A 20,357-nucleotide genomic window follows, 5' to 3' on the forward strand; every position below is an offset into this window, starting at 1 on the left:
ACGATGGAAAACAAATCCCATGCCTTCTGGGCCGGGCTGTTCACCGTGGCGCTCGCGCTGGCGATCGGCGTGGCGGCGTTCCTGTTCAACGTCGACCGGTCGGTGCGCGTGCCCTACGACCTGATCGCGCGAACGAACGTAACGGGGCTTTATCCGGACGCGGCGGTGCGTTTTCGCGGGCTCGACATCGGCAAGGTGCAATCGCTGAAGTTCGATCGCAACCATCCGGGACAAATCGTGATTCGTATTCTGGTCGACACGCGCGCGCCGATCACGCATTCCACTTTCGGCACGCTTGCGCTGCAGGGTGTGACCGGCATCGCGTTCGTGCAACTCGACGATACGGGCAAAGACCAGACGCCGCTTGCTTCGTCGAGCAAGGACGTCGCGCAGTTGCCGCTGCATCCGGGCCTTTTCGACCAGTTGCAAAAACGCGGCGACGTGCTGCTGCGCGAACTCGAGCGCGTGGCGGGCGATGTCGACGAATTGCTGTCGCCCGAGATGCGCAAGCAGATCGCGGCGACCGTCGTGAGTCTGCAGCAGGCGGCCGATGGCGTGACCGCGCTGACGCAGCAGATCGCGCCGACGGCCGGCAAGCTGCCCGGCACCGTCGATCAGCTCAACCAGACGCTGGCGTCGACGAATCAGCTGATCACGAGCCTGAACAAAGCGGACGGTCCGCTCGAAACCAATCTGAACAAGGTCGGCACCGCGGCGCAACAGGCCGGCGATGCGTTGACCGCCATGAATGCGTCGTTGCAGGAGATGTCGTCGCGCGTGGGCTACGACACGCTGCCGAAGGTGAACTCGCTCGCCGACGACGTGCGCACGGCGGTGCGCTCGGTCGACAGGGCGGCGAATACGTTTAGCGAAAGCCCGCGCAGCATTCTGTTCGGCGCGCCGAGCGAGGCGCCGGGCCCGGGCGAGAACGGCTTCTCCTGGCCCGCTGCCGCCGCGCAATCGGCGCAGAAATGATCTGAAAGGAACCCACATGTCACGCACGATCCATCGCCTCGTACGATCCGCCGCTCCGATGATGCCCGCGCCTGTCAGGCACGCGCTGGCGACGGCTCGCGTGCCTTCGCCGATGCCCGCCGTGACCGCGGCGCTTGCCGCCGGTTTCCTGCTCGCCGGATGCGCGGGCAATTCCGCGGCGATTTCCGACATTCGCTACGACCTCGGACCGCCCGCACAGGTGGCCAGCGCCGGACCGCTGCCGACCGTGAAAGTGCTCGACGTGACGGCGCCCGAAACGCTCGGCTCGGACAAGGTGATCTACCGGCTCAGCTACGCGGATGCGCAGCGCACGGCCGCCTACGCGAACAGCCACTGGACGATGCCGCCCGCGATGTTGCTGACGCAACGGTTGCGCGGCGCGCTGTCTTCGCGCGCCACGGTGCTGACGGGCGGCGACGGTGTGCATGCGCCGGTTCTGAAGGTCGAGCTCGACGAGTTCGAGCAGGACTTCGACGGACAGACGCAAAGCCACGGCGCCGTGACCGCGCGCGCGACGCTGCTGTTCCACGGCAAGCTGATCGGCCAGCACACGTTCATGGCGCGCGCGCCGGCGAGCACGCCCGATGCGGCGGGCGGCACGCGGGCGCTTGCGGCGGCCAGCGACGATCTCGTCGCGCAGATCAGCGCATGGCTCGGCGTGCAGGCGCTCGTCGCGGCGCAATGAGCGGGCCCATGGGCGCAACGATGCGCGGGCGGTGCGGTGAAAGGGGCAGCGCAACGAGCCGCGTAGGGCGCGGCGCGGCGAGCCACGGAACCACGCGCGGCACGCCGTGCGCGCCGGGCTGCGCTGCATGACCGACAAGCCGTGGCAGCACCGCCCGTCGGCGTTCGCAAGGCAGGCGCTTGCGCTTTATGCGGCGCTTGTCGTCTACGGCTCGTGGTATCCGTTTTTCGGCTGGCGCTCGCTCGGGATCGCACCGTTTGCGTATTTGACCGATCCCATGCCGCAGTACCTCACGCTTTTCGATGTCGTCACGAACGTGCTCGGCTACGTGCCGTTCGGCGCGCTCGTCGTGCTGGCCGTCTATCCGCGTGTGCGCGGCGCGCTGGCGGTCGCGCTGGGGTTCGGCGCGGGCACGCTGCTGTCCGCGCTGATGGAAGCGGGGCAGACCTGGCTGCCGACGCGCATCGCATCGAATCTCGATCTGGCCGCGAACGCGCTCGGGGCCTTGCTCGGAGCGACGCTCATGTCGCCCGCGACCGGCGCGCTGCTCGATCGCGGCCTGTTGCGCCGCATCCGCTTCCTGTGGTTCGAGCGCGATAGCACGGCGATCATCGGCATCGTCGCACTATGGCCGTTCGCGACGATGTTCCCGGCGCCGCGGCTGTTCGGCGTCGGCGACTGGCCGCATGCGCTGTGGCAGCGCTTCGACGCGGGCATGCAGGAGACGCTGCTCGCGTGGACGCCCGCCGCCTGGCACGTGCTGGCGTGGCCCGCGCTCGTCGCGGCGTGGCTGCCCGAAGACGGCTGGGAGGCCGTGATCACCGCGCTCAACCTGCTTGCGGTGGGCGCGCTCGCCTCGCTGCCGATGCGCACGCGCGCGCCGCGCCGGTTGTTGCTCGTGGTATTCATCGGCGCGACGCTCATGGTCAAGGCGGGTGCGACATTTCTGCAATCGCAAAGTGGCCTCGCCTTCGACTGGGCGACGCCCGGCGCGCTGATCGGCCTCGCGTGCGGCACCGTCGCCGTGCTGCTCGCGCCCGCGCTGCCGCCCGGATGGCGCGCGGCGCTCGCGGCGCTCGCGCTCGCCACGTCGCTCGTCTTCGTCAATCTGCTGCCGGTGAATCCCTATTTCGATGTCGTGCTCGCCGATTGGCGCCAGGGTCGCTACCTGCATTTCAACGGGCTTGCGCGCTGGCTCGCATGGACGTGGCCGTATGCGGCACTCGTGTGGCTTGCGTTTTCGGCGGAGCGTGCATGGCTCATGCGGCGGCGTGCGGGCCGGACGCGGCGCGACTGATGGATGCGCGTCAGCGGCAACGAGCGGGTACATGAGCGGCGCATGAACGCGGTCGCTATAATCGGTCGGATCGAACGGCGAGCGACAACGCTTCCTGCCAGAAGCACCGAACCGGTATGACTGACCCGCTTTCGGTTCTCTCGCGCCCCGCACTTTCAAAATCATTTCGTCCTAGCGTCAACGCCGATGGAACCACATTTCAAGTATCACGTTTTCTTCTGCCTGAATCAGCGCGAACCAGGTGCCGCACGCCCGTGCTGTGCCAACTGCAATGCTCAGGAAATGCAGGAGTACGCGAAAAAGCGCGTGAAGCAGCTGGGCCTCGCCGGTCCCGGCAACGTGCGTATCAACAAGGCAGGATGTCTCGACCGCTGCGAAGAAGGGCCGACCATCGTCATCTATCCGGAAGGGACGTGGTACACGTACGTCGATAAGAGCGATATCGATGAAATCGTCGAATCGCATCTCGTGAACGGCAAAGTGGTCGAGCGTCTGAAAATCGATCAGTAATCGTCCCATCAAGATCCACCAATTGACCCGGAAGCGGTGCCAATGAATGCTCAAACGCAGAAATTCCTGATCGACGGTCCTGCCGGCAAGATCGAGGTCGCGCTCGATCTGCCCGACGGCGAGCCGCGCGGTATCGCGCTCGTCGCGCATCCGCATCCGCTGTTCGGCGGTTCGATGGACAACAAGGTTGCGCAGACGCTTGCGCGCACGCTCGTGCAACTGAAGTACGTGACGTACCGCGCGAATTTCCGCGGCGTCGGCGCGACCGAGGGCGAGCACGACGACGGCATCGGCGAACGGGATGACTTGCGCGCGGTGCTCGATTACATGCGCGCGCAGCCCGCTCAGGCCGACGTGCCGCTCGTGCTGGCGGGCTTTTCGTTCGGCACTTTCGTGCTGTCGCACGTGGCGGCACGCCTTCGCGAGGAAGGCCGCGCGATCGAGCGAATCGTGTTCGTCGGCACTGCGGCGAGCCGCTGGGACGTCGCGCCGGTGCCCGAAAACGCGCTCGTGATTCACGGCGAAATCGACGAAACGGTGCCGATCAAGTCGGTCTTCGACTGGGCGACGCCGCAGGAATTGCCGGTTGTCGTGATTCCTGGCGCCGAGCATTTTCTGCATCGCAAGCTGCACATCCTGAAGCGCATCATCGTCGACGCATGGCGTTGAGCAAGGTCGCGCCGCAAGATGCGCGAACACAACACTCGAGCCGTAAATCGCGGTAAAAAGCGGGGCCCGGCTGCAAATTTGGGGTTCTGCGGCGCGTATAATGAGCGCTCTTTTTTGGGCGCAGCGCCCCCATTTTGCCGCAGGCATCGTGCAATGATTCCGCGTCGATCATGCATTGACCACGCATCGTTTTTCCATGCGCGCCGCGACGGATGCAAGGCGCGTTGCGCGAACCGATCCTTTAGCCGGCAGTCCAAGAAGCGCCGCGCTGTTCTTGCCGCTGTCCTCTTCGAGGGCGCGCATGGTGCGGTGCGACGCGTGCTGACCGGCTTGTCCACACTACGCGCCGCTCACGCGTGATTGCTCATTTCTGCCCGAACCGATCCTATGCGCTTTTCCAAACCCGGCTTCCCGTCACTGGCGTCATTCGTTCCCCAATCCATTAGTCGTGCCGTGATGCTCGGCGTCGTGCTGCCGGCATCGCTCGTCGTCGCGAGCAGCGCGTTCGCGCAGGTGCCGCCGCCGGCCGTGAATGCGCGCTCGTGGGTGCTCGTCGATGCGACGAGCAATCAGGTGCTCGCATCCGGCAATCCGGACGAGCGCGTCGAACCCGCGTCGCTCACGAAGCTGATGACCGCCTATCTCGTGTTCCAGGCGCTCGACGCGAAGAAGATCTCGATGGATCAGACCGTGATGCCGAGCGTCGCGGTCCGCCGCGTGGGCAACGACGAATCGCGCATGTTCATCGAGGCGAACAAGCCTGTGACCGTGCACGACCTCGTCTACGGCATGATCGTGCAGTCGGGCAACGACGCGGCGATCGCGCTGGCCGAGCTGGTCGGCGGCACGGAGACGCAGTTCGTCGCGATGATGAACGCGCAAGCGCAAAAGCTCGGCATGAAGAACACGCACTTCGCCGACGTGAACGGCATGCCGGACGCGCAGCACTACACGACCGCCGGCGACCTCGCCGTGCTGTCGGCGCGCCTGATCCGCGACTACCCCGACTACTACAGCATCTTCTCGGTCAAGGAATTCACGTACAACAAGATCAAGCAGCCGAACCGCAATCGCCTGCTGTGGCTCGACCCGACCGTCGACGGCCTGAAGACGGGCCACACGGAGGCCGCCGGCTACTGCCTGATCGCGACGGCGAAGCGTCCGGTGGCGGGCGTACCCGATGCGTCGCGCCGCCTCGTCACCGTCATGATGGGCGAGCCGAAGGAACACGACCGTGTGCAGGACAGCCTCAAGATGCTGAACTACGGCTATAGCGCGTACGACCTCGTGCGTCTGTACAAGGCGGGGCAGGTGATCGAAACGCCGCGCGTCTACAAAGGCACTCAGGATACGGTCAAGATCGGCGTGAACACCGACCAGTACATCACGGTGCCGAAGGGTCTCGGCGACAAGCTCAAGCCGCAGGTCGAGCATGCCGATCCCTTGATTGCGCCGATCACGGCGGGCCAGCAGATCGGCACCGCGAAGCTCGTGTCGGATGGCAAGACGCTGGCGCAGTTCCCGGTCGTCGCGCTGCAGCCGGTGCCGCAGGCGGGTATCGTCGGCCGCGTATGGGATTCGCTGATGCTGATGTTCAACAAGAAGAAGTAAGCATTGCGACCATGGCCCGGCTGCTGCCGGGTTGGTGTCGGTGGGCGTGAGGGCGTCGCGGGTCGGCGTCCGGGTTGCCGGCCTGCGGTGTGTTTTGGGGTGGCGCGACGCGCGGTCCGCCCGTTTCAATCGCCGCATGCGTGCCGCGCAGGTGCGCGCGCGGCTTGTCGCAAGGAGGCGAAGGTATGAGCGCCGAGAAAGAATCGTTGATCGACTTTCCATGCGATTTCCCGATCAAGGTGATGGGCAAATCGCACCCCGAGTTCGCCACGACGATCGCCGCGGTGATCGTGCAGTTCGACAGCAGTTTCGACGCTGCGCGCATCGAAACGCGTCCGTCGAGCGGCGGCAACTACATGGGTTTGACCGTGACGGTACGTGCGCAGAATCGTGAACACCTCGACGATATCTATCGCGCGCTTACGGGGCATCCGATGGTGAAGGTGGTGCTGTAACAGCAGTCCGGGCAGGTCCTCCCTTCGCGCGCGCCTGAGTCCGTTTCGTCGGGGCGCCCGAGCCCGTGCAGACTGCTTCGATCTGCGCTCCGAACTGCCGCGCTTCGCTGAAGATCCAGTCATGAAACGCTTCGACGCGCGGCGTGTGCCGCAACTGCGGCGGGCAGACGAAAAAGTACTGCCACGGGCTTGGACCATCGATATTGAATAGCCGCACGAGCCGTCCTTCGGCGATATCGTGCATCGCGAGCGCACGGCGTGTAAGCGCCACACCCTGGCCATCCATCGCCGCCTGCAGCAGGTTCGACGAATCCTGATACAGCACGCCGCGGCTCGGTTCGGGCCAGTCCGGCAGGTCTGCTGCGTCGAACCATCGCTTCCACAACTGATCGTCCGAGCGCAGCAGCGGCAAGTTTGCGAGCTCCGCTGGCGTCTTCGGCAGCTTGCCGCCGTTGAAATCGGGCGTGCACGCCGGAAAGAACACCTCTTCGAGCAGCAACTCGACATGCAGTCCCGGATACCGGCCATAGCCGAACCGGATCGCGATGTCGACGTCGTCGCGCGCGAAGTCGACGAGCACATTGCTCGTTTGCAGTTCGAGATCCCACTGCGGATGCGACTCGATGAAGCTGCCGACACGAGGCGTAATCCAGCGCGCCGCGAACGACGGCAGGATCGATACGACGAGCCGCCGCTCGCGGTCGCTCGCGCGAATTTCGCGCGTGGCTTCGGCGAGCGTGACGAGCGCAGTGCGCACGCGCACGGCGTAGCGCCGGCCGACGTCGGTCAGCCTCAGGCGCTTGCCCTCGCGGGTGAATAGCGTGACGCCGAGTTCCGCTTCGAGCGCCCGGATCTGATGGCTGACCGCGCCGTGCGTGACGAACAGCTCGTCGGCCGCGCGCGAAAAGCTTTCGTGTCGCGCGGCCGCCTCGAATGCCTTGACCGCGTTCAACGTGGGGAGATCGCGAAGGTCCATTGCTAATTTTTCTCACATACGCGTGAAAAATGATCGTTTGGTGCAAACCCTTGTGGTGACTACGATTCTAGCCATGGAACGCTTTTTTGAGAGGGTGTCATGCGAGAAATTTCCTCTAGCATCTGGTTCGAGGTCGGCACTGGCGAAACGGTGCCCCTGCGCGTCACGGACAGCACACGGCTGACGGTTCACGGCGGCGCGGTGTGGGTCACGCGCAGCGACGACGTCGAGGATTACTGGCTCGAGCCGGGCAAAACGCTGCGTTTGCGGCGCGGCGAACGGTTGTGGCTGAGCGCCGAAGGCAAGACGCACGCGTGCGTCGAGTTCTTCGTGCCGAAGCGTGCCGGCGAGCGGGCGATCAACTGGTTTGCGCGTGTCGCCGAGCGATTCGGCGCGCGGATGCGCGGTGGCTGGCTGACCGTATGAGACAGGCGTATGAGACAAGTGGGATGCGGCATGCGGTACGAGACGAGCGACACATAACGTATGACGAACCGGCCTTGAACGCGCGTCCATGCGTTCGCAAGCGGCCATCATGTTCGCGGATCGGGTCGGGGCCGGCGAGGTGCGCAAGATTTCGGTAAACTTGCGCAATCATGTGTGCCACGCCGGTTACCCTGCCTGTCGCGCCTTCCGGCACTGCCGCTGCTGGAGCGGCGCCGTCCGAAACGGCTTCCGTTGAAATCCCGGAGGGCGCCGCTACGGCGTCCGGTTCCGCTCGTGCTGCCGTCGCAGCGCCGGTTCTGCTGCGTTGGCGCGGCGTCGAACCTTATCAGCAGAGCTTCGACGCGATGCGCGCCTTCACCGGGTCGCGCACAGCCGAAACGGTCGACGAAATCTGGCTTGTCGAGCACCCGCCCGTTTTCACGCTCGGCCAGGCCGGCAACCCCGCACATCTGCTCGCAGCCGACAGCGGCATTCCGCTCGTCCAGGTCGATCGCGGCGGGCAGATCACATATCACGGCCCCGGTCAGGTCGTCGCTTATCTGCTGCTCGACTTGCGCCGCCGCAAACTGATGGTACGAGAGCTCGTCACGCGGATCGAAGCAGCCGTGATCGAAACGCTCGCAGCGTATAATCTTGCCGGAGAACGTAAAGCTGGCGCGCCGGGTATCTATGTCGCGCCGGGGCTTGCCGCAGGGCAGCACGCCGGCGCCAAGATCGCCGCGTTGGGTCTCAAGATCCGCAACGGCTGCAGTTATCACGGCGTAAGCCTGAACGTGAAGATGGACCTTGAGCCGTTTCTCGCAATCAACCCATGCGGCTACGCCGGCCTCGAAACGGTCGATATGGCAACACTCGGCGCGAAAGCGGACTGGACCGACGTAGCGCGCACGCTGGCCGCGTGCCTCACCGCAAACATCGACGGCATTTCGAGAGCCGCCGCCCACTCTGCCCAATCGCAGGCCGGTGCCGCCACCGCCTCACTGGAACGAACGAATGACTGACGTTACCGCGAACCTCGCAGGCCAATCCTCTGCCAATACTGGCGCGGCCCCTGCGGCCCCTACCGCTTACGACGCGACCGCCAAGCAGAAGGCACAGGCGAAAACAGCGCGCATTCCGATCAAGATCGTTCCGATCGAAAAACTGAAGAAGCCGGACTGGATCCGCGTAAAGGCGGCGACCGGCAATTCGCGCTTTTACGAAATCAAGCAGATCCTGCGTGAGCACAACCTGCATACCGTGTGCGAGGAAGCGAGTTGCCCGAATATCGGCGAATGCTTCGGCAAGGGCACGGCCACGTTCATGATCATGGGCGACAAATGCACGCGCCGCTGCCCATTCTGCGATGTCGGCCACGGCCGGCCCGATCCGCTCGACGCCGATGAGCCGCTCAATCTCGCACGCACGATCGCGGCGTTGCGGCTGAAGTACGTGGTGATCACGAGCGTCGATCGCGACGATCTGCGCGACGGAGGCGCGGCGCACTTCGTCGAATGCATCGAGAAGACGCGTGAGCTGTCGCCCGAGACGCGCATCGAGATTCTGACGCCGGATTTCCGCGGGCGTCTCGATCGTGCGCTCGGCATCCTGAACGCGGCTCCGCCCGATGTGATGAATCACAACCTGGAAACGGTGCCGCGTCTGTACAAGGAGGCGCGTCCGGGCTCCGACTACGCGCACTCGCTGAAGCTGCTCAAAGACTTCAAGGCGCTGCATCCCGACGTCGCCACGAAGTCCGGGCTGATGGTAGGGCTTGGGGAGACCGAAGAAGAAATCCTGCAGGTGATGCGCGACCTGCGCGCGCACGATGTGGACATGTTGACGATCGGCCAGTATCTGCAGCCGTCCGAACACCACCTGCCGGTGCGCGCTTACGTGCACCCCGACACCTTCAGGATGTACGAAGAAGAAGCCTACAAGATGGGCTTCACGCACGCGGCCGTCGGCGCGATGGTGCGTTCGAGCTACCACGCCGATGTGCAGGCGCACGGAGCAGGAGTGGTCTGAACACCCCACGCTGCAACTCGGAGAAGTCTCGCAAAGCCCGCTTTTTAGCGGGCTTTTTTGTTGCCCGTCATCGGGATGTTCCCGTTGAGAAATGGTTCGGACTACATCGTTCGGCATATTGATGTAGCGCGGTTTGCCAGGCACGATGCCTGTTCTTCGAACACATTGCGAGGGCATCCGATGAGTGATCTTTTTGTCGGTTAGACAAACGGCGGACGGCAAACGTCCGCACAATACGCTCCATCTCAAAATTGTTGTCAATTGACAACTTGGTTCACTGCCGTTAGTCTTGAGGTCGATATGTCGCGATCAGTTCACCCCAAAAAGGAAGTCGAAAAAGCGCTCAAACATGCGGAGGCGGAAGGCTGGCGCATCGAAGTCGGCGGAGCGCATGCATGGGGAAGGCTTTATTGCCCGTATAAAGGCGACGAATGTCGTTGTGGAGAATTTTGTATCAGTTGTGTCTGGTGCACGCCGCGCAGCGCCGGTAACCACGCCAACGCGTTAAGACGGGTTGTCGACAACTGTGCGACGCACATGAGGCACAAGGCAGCAATGCGGCTTGCGCCGCAGGGAGAGTAGCAATGGAGTACATCTTTACGCTGAAGTACCAGTTGCCGGAAGCCGATGCCGATCTGGACGAGCTCGTCGAACGGCTCGGCGCTGCCGGGTGCGACGATGCATTGATTGGCATTGGTCTTCCTGGTCGTATCGCACTCGAATTCACGCGTGAGGCGGAGTCGGCCGATGAAGCGCTGGTCAGTGCGCTTGCAAGCGTCAAGTCAGTTGTTCCGACAGCGAGGCTGATCGAGGCTGCCCCCGACTTTGTCGGGCTGACCGATGCCGCGCAGGCGGTTGGCGTGACGCGCCAGAACATGCGCAAGCTGATGCTCAAACATGCGACGAGCTTTCCTACGCCCGTACACGAAGGAACGACGACAGTGTGGCATCTGGCCGATATCCTTGCGTGGCTGCAGGCGAAGTGCAACTACAACCTCGAGCAGCGCCTGATCGATGTCGCATCCACCGCGATGCAGATCAACCTGGCGAAGGAGGGGCGCCAGATGACCACGCGCATGCAACGTGAAGTCCGCATGCTGGTTGCGTAGTCGCCTTTATGAAGCCGTACCGTATGCAGGGAGCGAGCTTCGTTACATAAACGGCAGCATATCGACAAGCAGCACCTCAACTCAGGCAGGCGGATGATGACAAACGGAATCGCCGGTGAAGCGCAAGTCGAAGTGACGCATTGGCCGTACCCTCGGCTCGTGGCGCATCGTTGCGGCGGTAAGCTCGCCCCCGAAAACACGCTCGCCGGATTCGACGCTTGCGTGCAGCACGGTTACCGGATGGTCGAATTCGATGCGAAGCTGTCCGCAGATAATCAGGTTTTCCTGCTGCACGACGACACGCTCGATCGAACCACAAACGGTTGCGGCGCGGCGGCGCAGCACACGTGGGCACAATTGGCCGCGCTCGACGCGGGCTCTTGGTTTGATCGCCGATTCGCAGGCGTATGCCTGCCCACGATTGCCGATGCGGCAACCCGTTGCGAACGCGATGCGCTTGCGGCCAACATCGAGATCAAGCCCTGCCCAGGCCGCGACGCGTTGACGGGCGAACTCGTGGCTGCGGCGGCGCTTTCGCTGTGGCGGCGCTCGCAAATGCCGCTGCTGTCGTCATTCTCGTATGACGCATTGGCTGCCGCACGCAAGGTTGCGCCGACGCTGCCGCGCGGCATGCTGTTCGATGCAGTGCCTCGCGACTGGCGGCGCATCGTGCACGAACTCGAGTGCGTATCGCTGCACGTGGATCACAGGCATCTGACCGATGCCCTCGTCGCCGAAATTCGCGCGGCTGGTTTGCGCGTACTCGCCTACACGGTGAACGACCCCGTTCGCGCGCGCGAACTCGTTCAATGGGGTGTCGACATGATCTGCACCGATCGCCTCGATCTGATCACCGAAGCCTTGTAGCGCTGAGCCCGCAACCAATGCGCGCGTAGGGGTTTCACCTTACGCTCACATTCTGGAATCCCCGACATACCAATTCCGGATTTCCGGAAACCGGGACGCGCGCGCCTGTGCGGGCTAAAAATAGCTTTAGAAATCAATGCGTCGCCATGCTGGCAAGCATTGGCATCGACCTTGCAATATGTCCGGCGCGGCACGCTACGGGGTGCTGCTTATAAATAAAGCAAGGAGACAACGATGCCTGAATTCCTGTCCTGGACCTTCTGAAATCGTCGTCTTGTAGCGGCTTGTCGCCCGCGCACAAGCGCACGAACTCCGTTCGCATGATGCGCCGCGTGACGAGCCTGTCGCTTACTCCATCGCAGGAACCATCGTGAAGAAACCCTTCTACAAAATCCTCTACGTCCAGGTGATCGCCGCCATCATTATCGGCATCGTGCTCGGACACTTCTCGCCGGCGTTCGCCGTCGACATGAAGCCGCTTGGCGACGCGTTCATCAAGCTGATCAAGATGGTGATCGGCCCGATCATCTTCTGTACGGTCGTGACCGGTATCGCCGGCATGCAGGACATGAAGAAGGTCGGGCGGGTCGGCGGCAAGGCGCTGCTGTACTTCGAGATCGTCTCGACCTTCGCGCTCGTGCTCGGCCTGATCGCGACGCACGTGCTCAAGCCCGGCGTCGGTTTCAACATCGATCCGGCCACGCTCGACGGCAAGGCGGTTGCCTCGTATGCGGCGAAAGCGCACGGCCAGTCGAGCGTCGAGTTCCTGATGCACATCATTCCGGACACTATCTCGTCCGCGTTTGCGCAAGGTGAAATCCTGCAGATCCTGCTCGTTGCGCTGCTGTTCGGCAGCGTGCTCGCGACGATCGGCGAACGCGGCAAGGTCGTCACCGACTTCATCGAAGGCATCTCGGGCGTGCTGTTCGGCATCGTGAAGATCATCACGAAGCTCGCGCCGATCGGCGCGTTTGGTGCGATGGCGTTCACGATCGGCAAGTACGGCATCGGCTCGCTGCTGCCGCTCCTGAAGCTGATCGGCACGTTCTATCTGACGTCGATCGTGTTCGTGGTCGTCGTGCTCGGCCTTATCGCGCGCGTGGTCGGCTTCAATATCCTCCGCTTCGTCGCTTACATCAAGGAAGAGATGCTGATCGTGCTCGGCACCAGTTCGTCGGAAGCCGCGCTGCCGCAGTTGATGCTGAAGCTCGAGAAGCTCGGCTGCTCGCGTTCGGTCGTGGGTCTCGTCGTGCCGACCGGCTACTCGTTCAACCTCGACGGCACCAATATCTATATGACGATGGCGGTGCTCTTCATCGCGCAGGCGACGAACACCGATCTGACGCTGACGCAGCAGTTGACGCTGCTCGCCGTGACGATGCTGACGTCCAAGGGCGCGAGCGGCGTGACGGGCGCAGGCTTCATCACGCTCGCCGCGACGCTCGCTGTCGTACCGACGATCCCGCTGTCGGGCATGGTGCTGATTCTCGGCATCGACCGCTTCATGAGCGAATGCCGTGCGCTGACCAACATCGTCGGCAACGGCGTGGCGACGGTCGTCGTGTCCGCATGGGAACGCGAACTCGACCGCTCGAAGCTGCGCGCGGTGATGCAGCGCGACGTGTCGGTCAACGAACCGGCCGAAGTTTGAGCAACCAGGGTTTTAGCCATGGGGACCACGGCGCCGCGAGGCACAGCGGCGCCGCCCGCAACCGCGCAAGCTACGCAACAGACGTATCGCGCGCGGCTTTCCAACAATAAGAACGGCGCGGCGCGAGACGCATCCGCTGCCGCGCAGAAGGCGGATCGCGCCTCGCTGGACGCAGACGGCGATGCACAATGTGCCACAATAGGCGACTCCCATCGTCCTGACCTGGTTACCGTGACGCGCCGTCTGCTCGTTTTCTTCGCGCTCGTCGCCGGGCTCGCGGCGGCATGCGGGCTCACGTGGTCGGTGAGCTGGCAGCGCGGCATCGAAGCGCTGCGTCTGAATGCGGCCGCTCGCGCCGATCGCACCACGAGTGCGCTCAGAAGTACACTCGAGCGCTACGAGTCGTTGCCGTATCTGCTCGCAGAACATCCGGTCGTGCAGGATGTCGTCGTTGCGCCCACCGAGGCCAATGTCGCGCGCGCAAACCACTATCTCGAAGACCTGAACCGTCAGGCCCGCGCGAACGTCACCTATATCATCAAAGCCGACGGCATTTGCGTGGCAGCCAGCAACTGGCTCGACGCGGACAGTTTCATCGGCGTCGAATATCTGTTCAGGCCATATTTCATCGAGGCGATACAGGGTCGTGTCGGCCGCTTCTTCGCGATCGGCACGACCTCGCACGATCCGGGCTACTTCATCTCGCAACCGGTGATGCGCGACGGCAAGATCGTCGGCGTTGCGGTCGTCAAGCTCAATCTCGAGTGGTTTCAGGGCGCGGATGCATCGGAGCCGCTGATCGTCACCGACGATCACGGCGTGATCTTTCTGTCTTCGGTGGCCGCGTGGAAGTACCACACCGTGCGGCCGCTTCCGAATGAAGTGATGGATTCGATCCGGCAGACGCGCCAGTACGCGCAGCAGCCGATCACGCCGCTGCCGATGACCGTCGAGCGCACGCTCGCCGGCGGCGCCCGGATCGTGCGGATCGGCGGCGGCCGCTATGCGCCGCGCTATCTCGCGTCGAGCCGCGCACTCGGCGAACCCGACTGGCATCTGATCACGATGTCGCCGGTCGAACCGGTGAACGCGGACGCCCGCTATGCGACGGTCGTGACCGGCTTCGGCTACGTATCGCTGTGTCTGTTGCTGTTCTACTGGCGCATGCGCCGCGCGCGCGTGCGCGAAGTGATGAAAAGCCGTGCGCTGTTGCAAAAGGCGTATGCCGAACTCAACGAGCGTGTCGCGGAGCGCACCGCGGACCTCTCGCAGGCGAACGAGCAACTGAAAAACGAGGTGCGCGAGCGCGCGCGTGCCGAACAGGAACTGCGCGCCGCACACGACGAACTGATCCAGGCGAGCAAGCTCGCGGCGCTTGGCCAGATGGCGGCGGGCATCACGCACGAGCTGAACCAGCCGCTTGCCGCGTTGCGCAGCTTTTCCGACAACACGCGCGTGCTGCTCGAACGCGGCGACCAGGCGGCCGCGCATGAAAATCTCGAGGCGATCGCGGCGCTCACCGAGCGCATGGGCAAGATCACGAATCAGCTGAAGCTGTTCGTCGGCCGTGCGCGGCCGCGCAATGCGCGCTCGCCGGTCGCACGCGCATTGCGCAACGTGCTCGGGCTGTTGCAGACGCGCTTGCAAGGCGTGACGGTCGATGTGTCGGTACTCGATGCGACCGCGGCAAACCCGGCACGCGAGCATTTCGATATCGATGCCGAGCATCCGCAGCTCACGGTCAATTGCGACGATCTACGGCTCGAACAGGTCCTGATCAATCTGCTCGGCAATGCACTCGATGCGGTCGCTGGCCTGCCTGAACCGCGTATCGCAATCGAGATGGAAGTGTCCGACGCGGCTACATTGACGATCACGGTCCGCGACAACGGACCGGGTATCCCAACCGACGTGCTGCCGCGCCTGTTCGAACCGTTTTTCACGACGAAGGAGATGGGGCAGGGCCTGGGGCTCGGCCTTGCGATCTCGTCGTCGATCGCGCGCGATTGCGGCGGCTCGCTTGCCGCGCGTAACGTGGCGGAGGGCGGCGCGGCTTTCACGCTGACGCTGCGCCGCGCCCGCGCGCAGGTCGGCGACCCGCTTGCCGCGGGAACCTGACATTCATCTGGCGACGATCATGGTGACGAAGAGCATTCAGGTGCTGTATGTCGAAGACGACGAACTCGTGCGGCGCGCGAGCGTGCAGAGCTTGCAGCTCGCGGGCTTCGAAGTGATGGGGCATGCGCTGGCCGAGTCCGCGCTGAAGCTGGTCGGCGCCGATTTCGCCGGTGTCGTGGTCAGCGATATCCGGCTGCCCGGCGCGAGCGGGCTCGAGCTGCTCGCGCAATGCCGCGAGCGCGCACCCGACGTGCCGGTGATCCTCGTCACCGGACACGGCGATATCTCGATGGCCGTGCAGGCGATGCGCGACGGCGCGTACGACTTCATCGAAAAGCCGTTCGCGTCCGAGCGGCTCGTCGAGACGGTACGGCGCGCGCTCGAGCGCCGCACGCTGGTGCTCGAGAATCTCGCACTGCGCCGCGAGCTGGCGGAACAGAGCTCGGTCGCGCCGCGCATTATCGGCCGCAGTCCGGCCATCGAGCAGGTGCGCCGGCTGATCGCGAACGTCGCGCCCACCGATGCGGCCGTGCTGATCAACGGCGACACCGGCGCGGGCAAGGAACTCATTGCGCGCAGCCTGCACGAACTGTCGCCGCGCCGCGACAAGCCGTTTATCGCGGTCAATTGCGGCGCGCTGCCCGAGCAGATGTTCGAGTCCGAGATGTTCGGCTACGAGCCGGGCGCATTCACGGGCGCGGCTAAACGTCGTATCGGCAGGCTCGAGCATGCGTCGGGCGGCACGCTGTTTCTCGACGAAATCGAAAGCATGCCGCTTGCGCTGCAGGTGAAGCTGCTGCGTGTGTTGCAGGATGGCGTGCTCGAGCGGCTCGGTTCGAACCAGCCGGTTCATGTCGATTGCCGGATCGTTGCCGCGGCGAAAGGCGAGATGACGGAGCATGTCGCGGCCGGGACGTTCCGGCGCGACCTGCTGTATCGGCTCAATGTCGTGACGATTGCGCTGCCGCCGTTGTCCGAGCGTCGCGAGGATATCGTGCCGCTTTTCGAGCACTTCCTGCTCGATGCAGCGGTGCGCTACCAGCGGCCTGCGCCAATGTTGACCGACCGTCAGCGCACAGGCCTGATACAGCGCGAGTGGCCCGGCAATGTGCGCGAGCTGCGCAACGCGGCCGATCGCTTCGTGCTTGGCATCGTCGACGACACGGTTGCGACGTCGGCTGACGATGGCGACACGCAGTCGCTGAAGGAGCGTGTCGAACAGTTCGAGCGCGCGGTCATTGCCGAGGCCCTCGAGCAGGCGGGCGGCGCGGTCGCCCTGGCCGCCGATCGCTTGCAGCTCGGCAAGGCGACGCTGTATGAAAAGATCAAGCGGTACGGGCTGGTCGCGCGGGGTGAGGGCGAGCGGTAGCCGGCATCGTTCCGGAGTCGGTGTCGACGACTCCGGCGGCGCCGGGGCAAGGCGGACCCGACTGCGAGGCCGGTCACGCGAGCTGCGCCACTTGCCGGATGAACATCCCATAGTTTTCCGCGTTGTGCATGGCGGCCGAGCTGTTTGTTCTGGCAAGGTTCAATGCGTTCTGGTCGCCGTAGATCAGATCGCGTGTGCCGGCTATATCGTTGAAATGGCTCAGTTCGTGGGCAATCGTGACCTCGGGCGTGTTTTTACCGAACACGGCATCGAGCATGTGCGGCCTCACGTGGATCGTGTGCGATCCGTCGGTGGGGAACACGTGGGCCATCTCCCAGTTATCGCGGGTTCGCGGGTCGAGCGAGAATTTATAGTCTCCTGAGGCAAGCGTCTGCCGCATCCTCTCCAGCGTCCGCCTTATTTCATCGACGTTCGCATTCTTGCCGAACCACTGCTGAACCTCCGGATCGTTGGCGCCATACTTTTCGAGCCTGCCGAGCGCGAGATCGAGCAAATGCATGAGATTTTGCGGCGCGCCGTTCAGTCGATTCAACGCCGCCTGCGAGAATTGCGATGCGCCCGCGCCGCCCTCGATGTCGGGCGGGGCCGCATGGCCGCCCGGGCCCGCATTCGGCATTTGGCCGACGTTGCCGCCACCGCCACCGCCACCGCCACCGCCACCGCCACCGCCACCGCCACCGCCACCGCCACCGCCACCGCCACCGCCACCGCCACCGCCACCGCCACCGCCGCCGCCACCACCGCCACCACCGCCACCACCGCCACCACCGCCACCGCCACCACCACCACCCGGGCCATGTCCATGGCCTGTTGAACCGGTCTCGCCGTGCCCGCGTCCCGGACCCGTCGTGCCGTGGCCGTACCGGCCGTCACCGACGGGGCGTTGCTCCGGTTCTCCGGCGGTCGGTTCGGCACGAGGTCTGCCCGCTCCGGGCGGGCGAGCGCCGACATCGCCTGGCATCGACTCCGGCTGCGATGAATCGTCGCCCGGCGATGCAGGTGCGGATCCGCCCGGGCCGCGCCGATTGTTTGCCGGGTCCGCATCGACCGTATTGGCATGCTTGAGCATGTCCTGCGTCCGTGCGGTCAGCTCGTTCCACGCGTTGCGCAGATATTGACCCTGCGCGGTCCATGCCTCCTGCACATGGTTACCTTGCTCGTCCCACGCGTCGTGCACATGCGAACCGTCTGCTGCCCACGCGTCGCGTACGTGCTGGCCGGTCTGTTCGCTCCATGCGTTGCGCACGTGTGTGCCGTCCATGTCCCACGTCTCATGTGCGCGCGTGCCGTTCTGGTCATTCCACGTATCGCGTACGTGCGTGCCGCCGTCGTCCCATCGGTCGCGGACATGGTTGCCGTTGGCGTCGTCAGTCGAATCTCCGGGCTGGCTTCGTGTGTCCGGATCGTCAGGCCGGTCAGGCCGTAACCGCTGGGTGACATTGAACGCCGGCAAGCGGGTGTCGTCGCGGCTGCCGCTTTGCGGGTCGGCGGTGCCGTACTGTGCACCGCCGGTCTGCGCAGAGTGGCCCGGCGCGATATCGAGGAACGCGCGCTGAGCGGGCGCATGAGTGCGCATCTGCGCTTGTGGGGCAGACGCGACTCGTAACGGCATTTGATCCGGCGCGCCTTCGCGCGCATACGTGTTGCGATAGTCACTGATTCTCATGAGGTTCCCGTCTTCTTGTGATGGCGCGGATTCGCGACATGCGCCGACCGATCGATGCGCACACAACGATCCGCCGTTCGCGGATCTTGCGTTCGAATGACGCGTACTCACGCGTGCCGAACGATTTAAGCATTGGCGCGCGCGCGTCGTGAGATACAGGGATCGCACACCGGCTTACACATCGACGTGTGCATCGACGCAGGGGGAACCGGCAGGAGAGCGTATGAAAGGGCAAAGCTACGTGTCGCGCATGAGGCGACTGGCAACAAAAAAGCCCGCGCATTCGCGCGGGCCTCATGTTCCGGCAGCGAGCTGACTGCCTGATGTTTATGCCGAACCCAGTTCCTTATCGAGCAGCGCGTCCAGTTCCTGGAAACTCGGCTCGCCGACATAGCGCTTAAGAATCTTGCCGTCGCGACCTATGACGAACGTGGTCGGCGTGAGCTGGACATTGCCGAATTGCTTTGCCGCAGAGCCGTCGTCCATCGCAACCTTGAACGGCAGCCGACGCGTTTCGGCGTAGTTGGTGACGTACATCGGCGCGTCGTAATTCATCGCGACCGCGACAAACTCGAGACCTTTGCCTTTGAAGCGGTTGTACGTGTCGACCATCTGCGGCATTTCCTTCATGCAGGTGTCGCAATTCGTCGCCCAGAAGTTGACCAGATAGACCTTGCCCTTCAGATCGCCGGTCGTGACCTTCTGGCCGGACAGCAAGGTGAAGGTTGCGTCGGGAACATGTTGCTGGCTGCCGAATGCGAAATAACCGGCAACCGCGATCGCACCGGCGACGACCGCCATCGCAATGTAGCGAATCGGGCTGCTGCGTCGGGAAACAGTGTCTTGGCTCATGAGTCGGAATCTCTGGGGCGCACCGCGTGCGCGAAAGGGGCGGGCAGTGCGCCGCGCGGCTGTCATTGTAGCCTCATTCAGTATAGGAGGCAGTTCCGACCATGCGGGCGGATAATGACGTTTTCAGCGCAATTTCGACTGTCCTGTCATTCATGTTTCGCGTCAATTTCCGATCGCTTTCGCTTGCCCGCTTTCATCCCCGTACTTCCGATCTCCAGTCTGCTGCCCGGCTCGTCCGTCGCGGCGCGCGGCACAGCCCGCCGGCGTGTTCGTCATGGTGCCGCGCCCTGTGTGTGACCGTGTGCGCCGTCGCGCTCGCGGCATGCTCGCCGACTTACGACTGGCGCACGATCATGAATAACGACAACGGCTACACCGTCGATCTACCCGCCAAGCCGAGCCTCGACGAACGGCAGATCGACATCGACGGCACGCCGATGAAAATGGACATGCAGACCGCCGAAGCAGGCGGAGCGGTGTTCGCGATCGGCACGGTGCAACTCCCTGACGACGACCCCAATACGCAACGTGCGGCGCTCGAGTTTCTGCGCGCGGGCCTTGCACGCAATCTGGGCGCGGCGCCCGACGCGCACGCGACGATGATTCCGCTCGCGGTCGGCGGCGACGTGCCGGGGCTCGAAGTGACATTCAGCGGCGCCGCCGGCCCGAAGAAAGAGGCGCGCATCATGCATGCGCGCCTTGTCGCAAAGGGACGGCACGTCTACCAGGCCGCGGTCGTCGCGAAAAAAGAGTTGCCGCCGGAGCAGCTAGATCAGTTCTTCCAGTCGTTCAAACTGTATTAAGAGCGGTAAAAGCTCCGCCGCACGGCGCCGATCGAGCAGCGCTCGAAGTGAAAGTCCCTTCGTAGCTAACGTCTGTAATCGATGGATTTCACTGAAGTTTTCGGGTTACCCACAGGACTTGTGGATATCTTTGTTGAGAACTATGTGCGGGAGGCCGCACAAGCCCGCCCGGCGGGCCTCGGGTTATTTTGCCCTGATTGTTGGCACACAATAAAACTCAATAAAATCAAAGGACTTTGACGTCGGTC

Annotated in this window: 20 protein-coding genes; 17 read left to right on the forward strand and 3 right to left on the reverse strand. The window is 64.0% G+C overall.

Annotated elements, in window-relative coordinates; genetic code table 11:
• Positions 1–3 precede the first annotated feature (3 nt).
• The 7 genes from BTO02_RS02250 to BTO02_RS02280 all read left to right on the forward strand — a co-directional run bounded on the left by BTO02_RS02250 (position 4) and on the right by BTO02_RS02280 (position 6,223).
• On the forward strand, positions 4–975 hold the full coding sequence (locus tag BTO02_RS02250) for an MlaD family protein (RefSeq protein WP_075155641.1): 972 nt from the start codon (positions 4–6) through the stop codon (positions 973–975).
• 16 nt (positions 976–991) lie between these two features.
• Positions 992–1,681, forward strand: a complete 690-nt coding sequence (locus BTO02_RS02255; RefSeq protein WP_075155642.1) for an ABC-type transport auxiliary lipoprotein family protein — start codon at positions 992–994, stop codon at positions 1,679–1,681.
• A gap of 127 nt (positions 1,682–1,808) precedes the next feature.
• Positions 1,809–2,978 (forward strand): VanZ family protein, encoded by a 1,170-nt coding sequence (locus BTO02_RS02260; protein ID WP_075155643.1) that lies wholly within the window; start codon positions 1,809–1,811, stop codon positions 2,976–2,978.
• 186 nt (positions 2,979–3,164) lie between these two features.
• On the forward strand, positions 3,165–3,488 hold the full coding sequence (locus BTO02_RS02265) for a (2Fe-2S) ferredoxin domain-containing protein (protein ID WP_075155644.1): 324 nt from the start codon (positions 3,165–3,167) through the stop codon (positions 3,486–3,488).
• A 42-nt stretch (positions 3,489–3,530) separates the two neighbouring features.
• Positions 3,531–4,157, forward strand: a complete 627-nt coding sequence (locus BTO02_RS02270) for an alpha/beta hydrolase (RefSeq protein WP_075155645.1) — start codon at positions 3,531–3,533, stop codon at positions 4,155–4,157.
• A gap of 387 nt (positions 4,158–4,544) precedes the next feature.
• Positions 4,545–5,768, forward strand: coding sequence for a D-alanyl-D-alanine carboxypeptidase family protein (locus BTO02_RS02275; RefSeq protein WP_075155646.1), 1,224 nt, complete (start codon positions 4,545–4,547; stop codon positions 5,766–5,768).
• 185 nt (positions 5,769–5,953) lie between these two features.
• On the forward strand, positions 5,954–6,223 hold the full coding sequence (locus BTO02_RS02280; protein ID WP_075158532.1) for a DUF493 family protein: 270 nt from the start codon (positions 5,954–5,956) through the stop codon (positions 6,221–6,223).
• Here BTO02_RS02280 and BTO02_RS02285 read toward each other — a convergent pair.
• Entirely contained in the window at positions 6,189–7,199 is a 1,011-nt protein-coding gene (locus BTO02_RS02285) for a transcriptional regulator GcvA (protein WP_083614952.1), read from the reverse strand. The genes BTO02_RS02280 and BTO02_RS02285 overlap by 35 nt on opposite strands.
• A gap of 99 nt (positions 7,200–7,298) precedes the next feature.
• On the opposite strand from BTO02_RS02285, the gene BTO02_RS02290 reads away from it, so the two are divergent.
• The 9 genes from BTO02_RS02290 to BTO02_RS02330 all read left to right on the forward strand — a co-directional run bounded on the left by BTO02_RS02290 (position 7,299) and on the right by BTO02_RS02330 (position 16,767).
• Positions 7,299–7,625: a DUF2917 domain-containing protein gene (locus tag BTO02_RS02290; protein ID WP_075155647.1), complete on the forward strand. Its 327-nt coding sequence runs from the start codon at positions 7,299–7,301 to the stop codon at positions 7,623–7,625.
• Between the two features lie 170 nt (positions 7,626–7,795).
• Positions 7,796–8,647, forward strand: coding sequence for a lipoyl(octanoyl) transferase LipB (lipB, locus tag BTO02_RS02295; protein ID WP_075155648.1), 852 nt, complete (start codon positions 7,796–7,798; stop codon positions 8,645–8,647).
• Positions 8,640–9,653, forward strand: coding sequence for a lipoyl synthase (gene lipA / locus BTO02_RS02300; RefSeq protein WP_075155649.1), 1,014 nt, complete (start codon positions 8,640–8,642; stop codon positions 9,651–9,653). The genes lipB and lipA overlap by 8 nt, the downstream gene beginning before the upstream one ends.
• 300 nt (positions 9,654–9,953) lie before the next feature.
• Positions 9,954–10,235 carry a hypothetical protein gene (locus BTO02_RS34975; RefSeq protein ID WP_075155650.1) on the forward strand — a complete coding sequence of 94 codons (282 nt, stop codon included), beginning with the start codon at positions 9,954–9,956 and terminating at the stop codon, positions 10,233–10,235.
• A gap of 2 nt (positions 10,236–10,237) precedes the next feature.
• Positions 10,238–10,762 carry a helix-turn-helix transcriptional regulator gene (locus BTO02_RS02310; RefSeq protein ID WP_075155651.1) on the forward strand — a complete coding sequence of 175 codons (525 nt, stop codon included), beginning with the start codon at positions 10,238–10,240 and terminating at the stop codon, positions 10,760–10,762.
• 96 nt (positions 10,763–10,858) lie between these two features.
• Positions 10,859–11,629, forward strand: coding sequence for a glycerophosphodiester phosphodiesterase (gene ugpQ / locus BTO02_RS02315; protein WP_075158533.1), 771 nt, complete (start codon positions 10,859–10,861; stop codon positions 11,627–11,629).
• A gap of 370 nt (positions 11,630–11,999) precedes the next feature.
• Complete coding sequence (locus tag BTO02_RS02320; protein ID WP_075155652.1) at positions 12,000–13,280, forward strand: dicarboxylate/amino acid:cation symporter; 1,281 nt, start codon at positions 12,000–12,002, stop codon at positions 13,278–13,280.
• 18 nt (positions 13,281–13,298) lie between these two features.
• Entirely contained in the window at positions 13,299–15,398 is a 2,100-nt protein-coding gene (locus tag BTO02_RS02325; protein ID WP_083614953.1) for an ATP-binding protein, read from the forward strand.
• 19 nt (positions 15,399–15,417) lie between these two features.
• Positions 15,418–16,767: a sigma-54-dependent transcriptional regulator gene (locus tag BTO02_RS02330; protein WP_075155653.1), complete on the forward strand. Its 1,350-nt coding sequence runs from the start codon at positions 15,418–15,420 to the stop codon at positions 16,765–16,767.
• Positions 16,768–16,840: 73 nt separating this feature from the next.
• Here BTO02_RS02330 and BTO02_RS35370 read toward each other — a convergent pair whose 3' ends face one another.
• Entirely contained in the window at positions 16,841–18,241 is a 1,401-nt protein-coding gene (locus tag BTO02_RS35370) for a M35 family metallo-endopeptidase (protein WP_156883733.1), read from the reverse strand.
• A gap of 540 nt (positions 18,242–18,781) precedes the next feature.
• The gene (locus tag BTO02_RS02345; RefSeq protein ID WP_075155655.1) at positions 18,782–19,306 is read right to left on the reverse strand and encodes a peroxiredoxin family protein; all 525 of its coding nucleotides are present in this window, start codon (positions 19,304–19,306) and stop codon (positions 18,782–18,784) included.
• Between the two features lie 152 nt (positions 19,307–19,458).
• On the opposite strand from BTO02_RS02345, the gene BTO02_RS02350 reads away from it, so the two are divergent.
• Positions 19,459–20,109 carry a hypothetical protein gene (locus BTO02_RS02350; RefSeq protein WP_442953450.1) on the forward strand — a complete coding sequence of 217 codons (651 nt, stop codon included), beginning with the start codon at positions 19,459–19,461 and terminating at the stop codon, positions 20,107–20,109.
• The last annotated feature ends 248 nt before the right edge of the window (positions 20,110–20,357 follow it).

The organism is Paraburkholderia sp. SOS3 (assembly GCF_001922345.1).
GTDB lineage: Bacteria > Pseudomonadota > Gammaproteobacteria > Burkholderiales > Burkholderiaceae > Paraburkholderia.

What these genes read in the sequence shown, in the direction of transcription:
- BTO02_RS02250 (WP_075155641.1), top strand. Translation starts at nt 4, where the DNA reads ATGGAAAACAAATCCCATGCCTTCTGGGCCGGGCTGTTCACCGTGGCG.
- BTO02_RS02255 (WP_075155642.1), top strand. Translation starts at nt 992, where the DNA reads ATGTCACGCACGATCCATCGCCTCGTACGATCCGCCGCTCCGATGATG.
- BTO02_RS02260 (WP_075155643.1), top strand. Translation starts at nt 1,809, where the DNA reads ATGACCGACAAGCCGTGGCAGCACCGCCCGTCGGCGTTCGCAAGGCAG.
- BTO02_RS02265 (WP_075155644.1), top strand. Translation starts at nt 3,165, where the DNA reads ATGGAACCACATTTCAAGTATCACGTTTTCTTCTGCCTGAATCAGCGC.
- BTO02_RS02270 (WP_075155645.1), top strand. Translation starts at nt 3,531, where the DNA reads ATGAATGCTCAAACGCAGAAATTCCTGATCGACGGTCCTGCCGGCAAG.
- BTO02_RS02275 (WP_075155646.1), top strand. Translation starts at nt 4,545, where the DNA reads ATGCGCTTTTCCAAACCCGGCTTCCCGTCACTGGCGTCATTCGTTCCC.
- BTO02_RS02280 (WP_075158532.1), top strand. Translation starts at nt 5,954, where the DNA reads ATGAGCGCCGAGAAAGAATCGTTGATCGACTTTCCATGCGATTTCCCG.
- BTO02_RS02285 (WP_083614952.1), bottom strand. Translation starts at nt 7,199, where the DNA reads ATGGACCTTCGCGATCTCCCCACGTTGAACGCGGTCAAGGCATTCGAG.
- BTO02_RS02290 (WP_075155647.1), top strand. Translation starts at nt 7,299, where the DNA reads ATGCGAGAAATTTCCTCTAGCATCTGGTTCGAGGTCGGCACTGGCGAA.
- lipB (WP_075155648.1), top strand. Translation starts at nt 7,796, where the DNA reads ATGTGTGCCACGCCGGTTACCCTGCCTGTCGCGCCTTCCGGCACTGCC.
- lipA (WP_075155649.1), top strand. Translation starts at nt 8,640, where the DNA reads ATGACTGACGTTACCGCGAACCTCGCAGGCCAATCCTCTGCCAATACT.
- BTO02_RS34975 (WP_075155650.1), top strand. Translation starts at nt 9,954, where the DNA reads ATGTCGCGATCAGTTCACCCCAAAAAGGAAGTCGAAAAAGCGCTCAAA.
- BTO02_RS02310 (WP_075155651.1), top strand. Translation starts at nt 10,238, where the DNA reads ATGGAGTACATCTTTACGCTGAAGTACCAGTTGCCGGAAGCCGATGCC.
- ugpQ (WP_075158533.1), top strand. Translation starts at nt 10,859, where the DNA reads ATGACAAACGGAATCGCCGGTGAAGCGCAAGTCGAAGTGACGCATTGG.
- BTO02_RS02325 (WP_083614953.1), top strand. Translation starts at nt 13,299, where the DNA reads ATGGGGACCACGGCGCCGCGAGGCACAGCGGCGCCGCCCGCAACCGCG.
- BTO02_RS02330 (WP_075155653.1), top strand. Translation starts at nt 15,418, where the DNA reads ATGGTGACGAAGAGCATTCAGGTGCTGTATGTCGAAGACGACGAACTC.
- BTO02_RS02345 (WP_075155655.1), bottom strand. Translation starts at nt 19,306, where the DNA reads ATGAGCCAAGACACTGTTTCCCGACGCAGCAGCCCGATTCGCTACATT.
- BTO02_RS02350 (WP_442953450.1), top strand. Translation starts at nt 19,459, where the DNA reads ATGTTTCGCGTCAATTTCCGATCGCTTTCGCTTGCCCGCTTTCATCCC.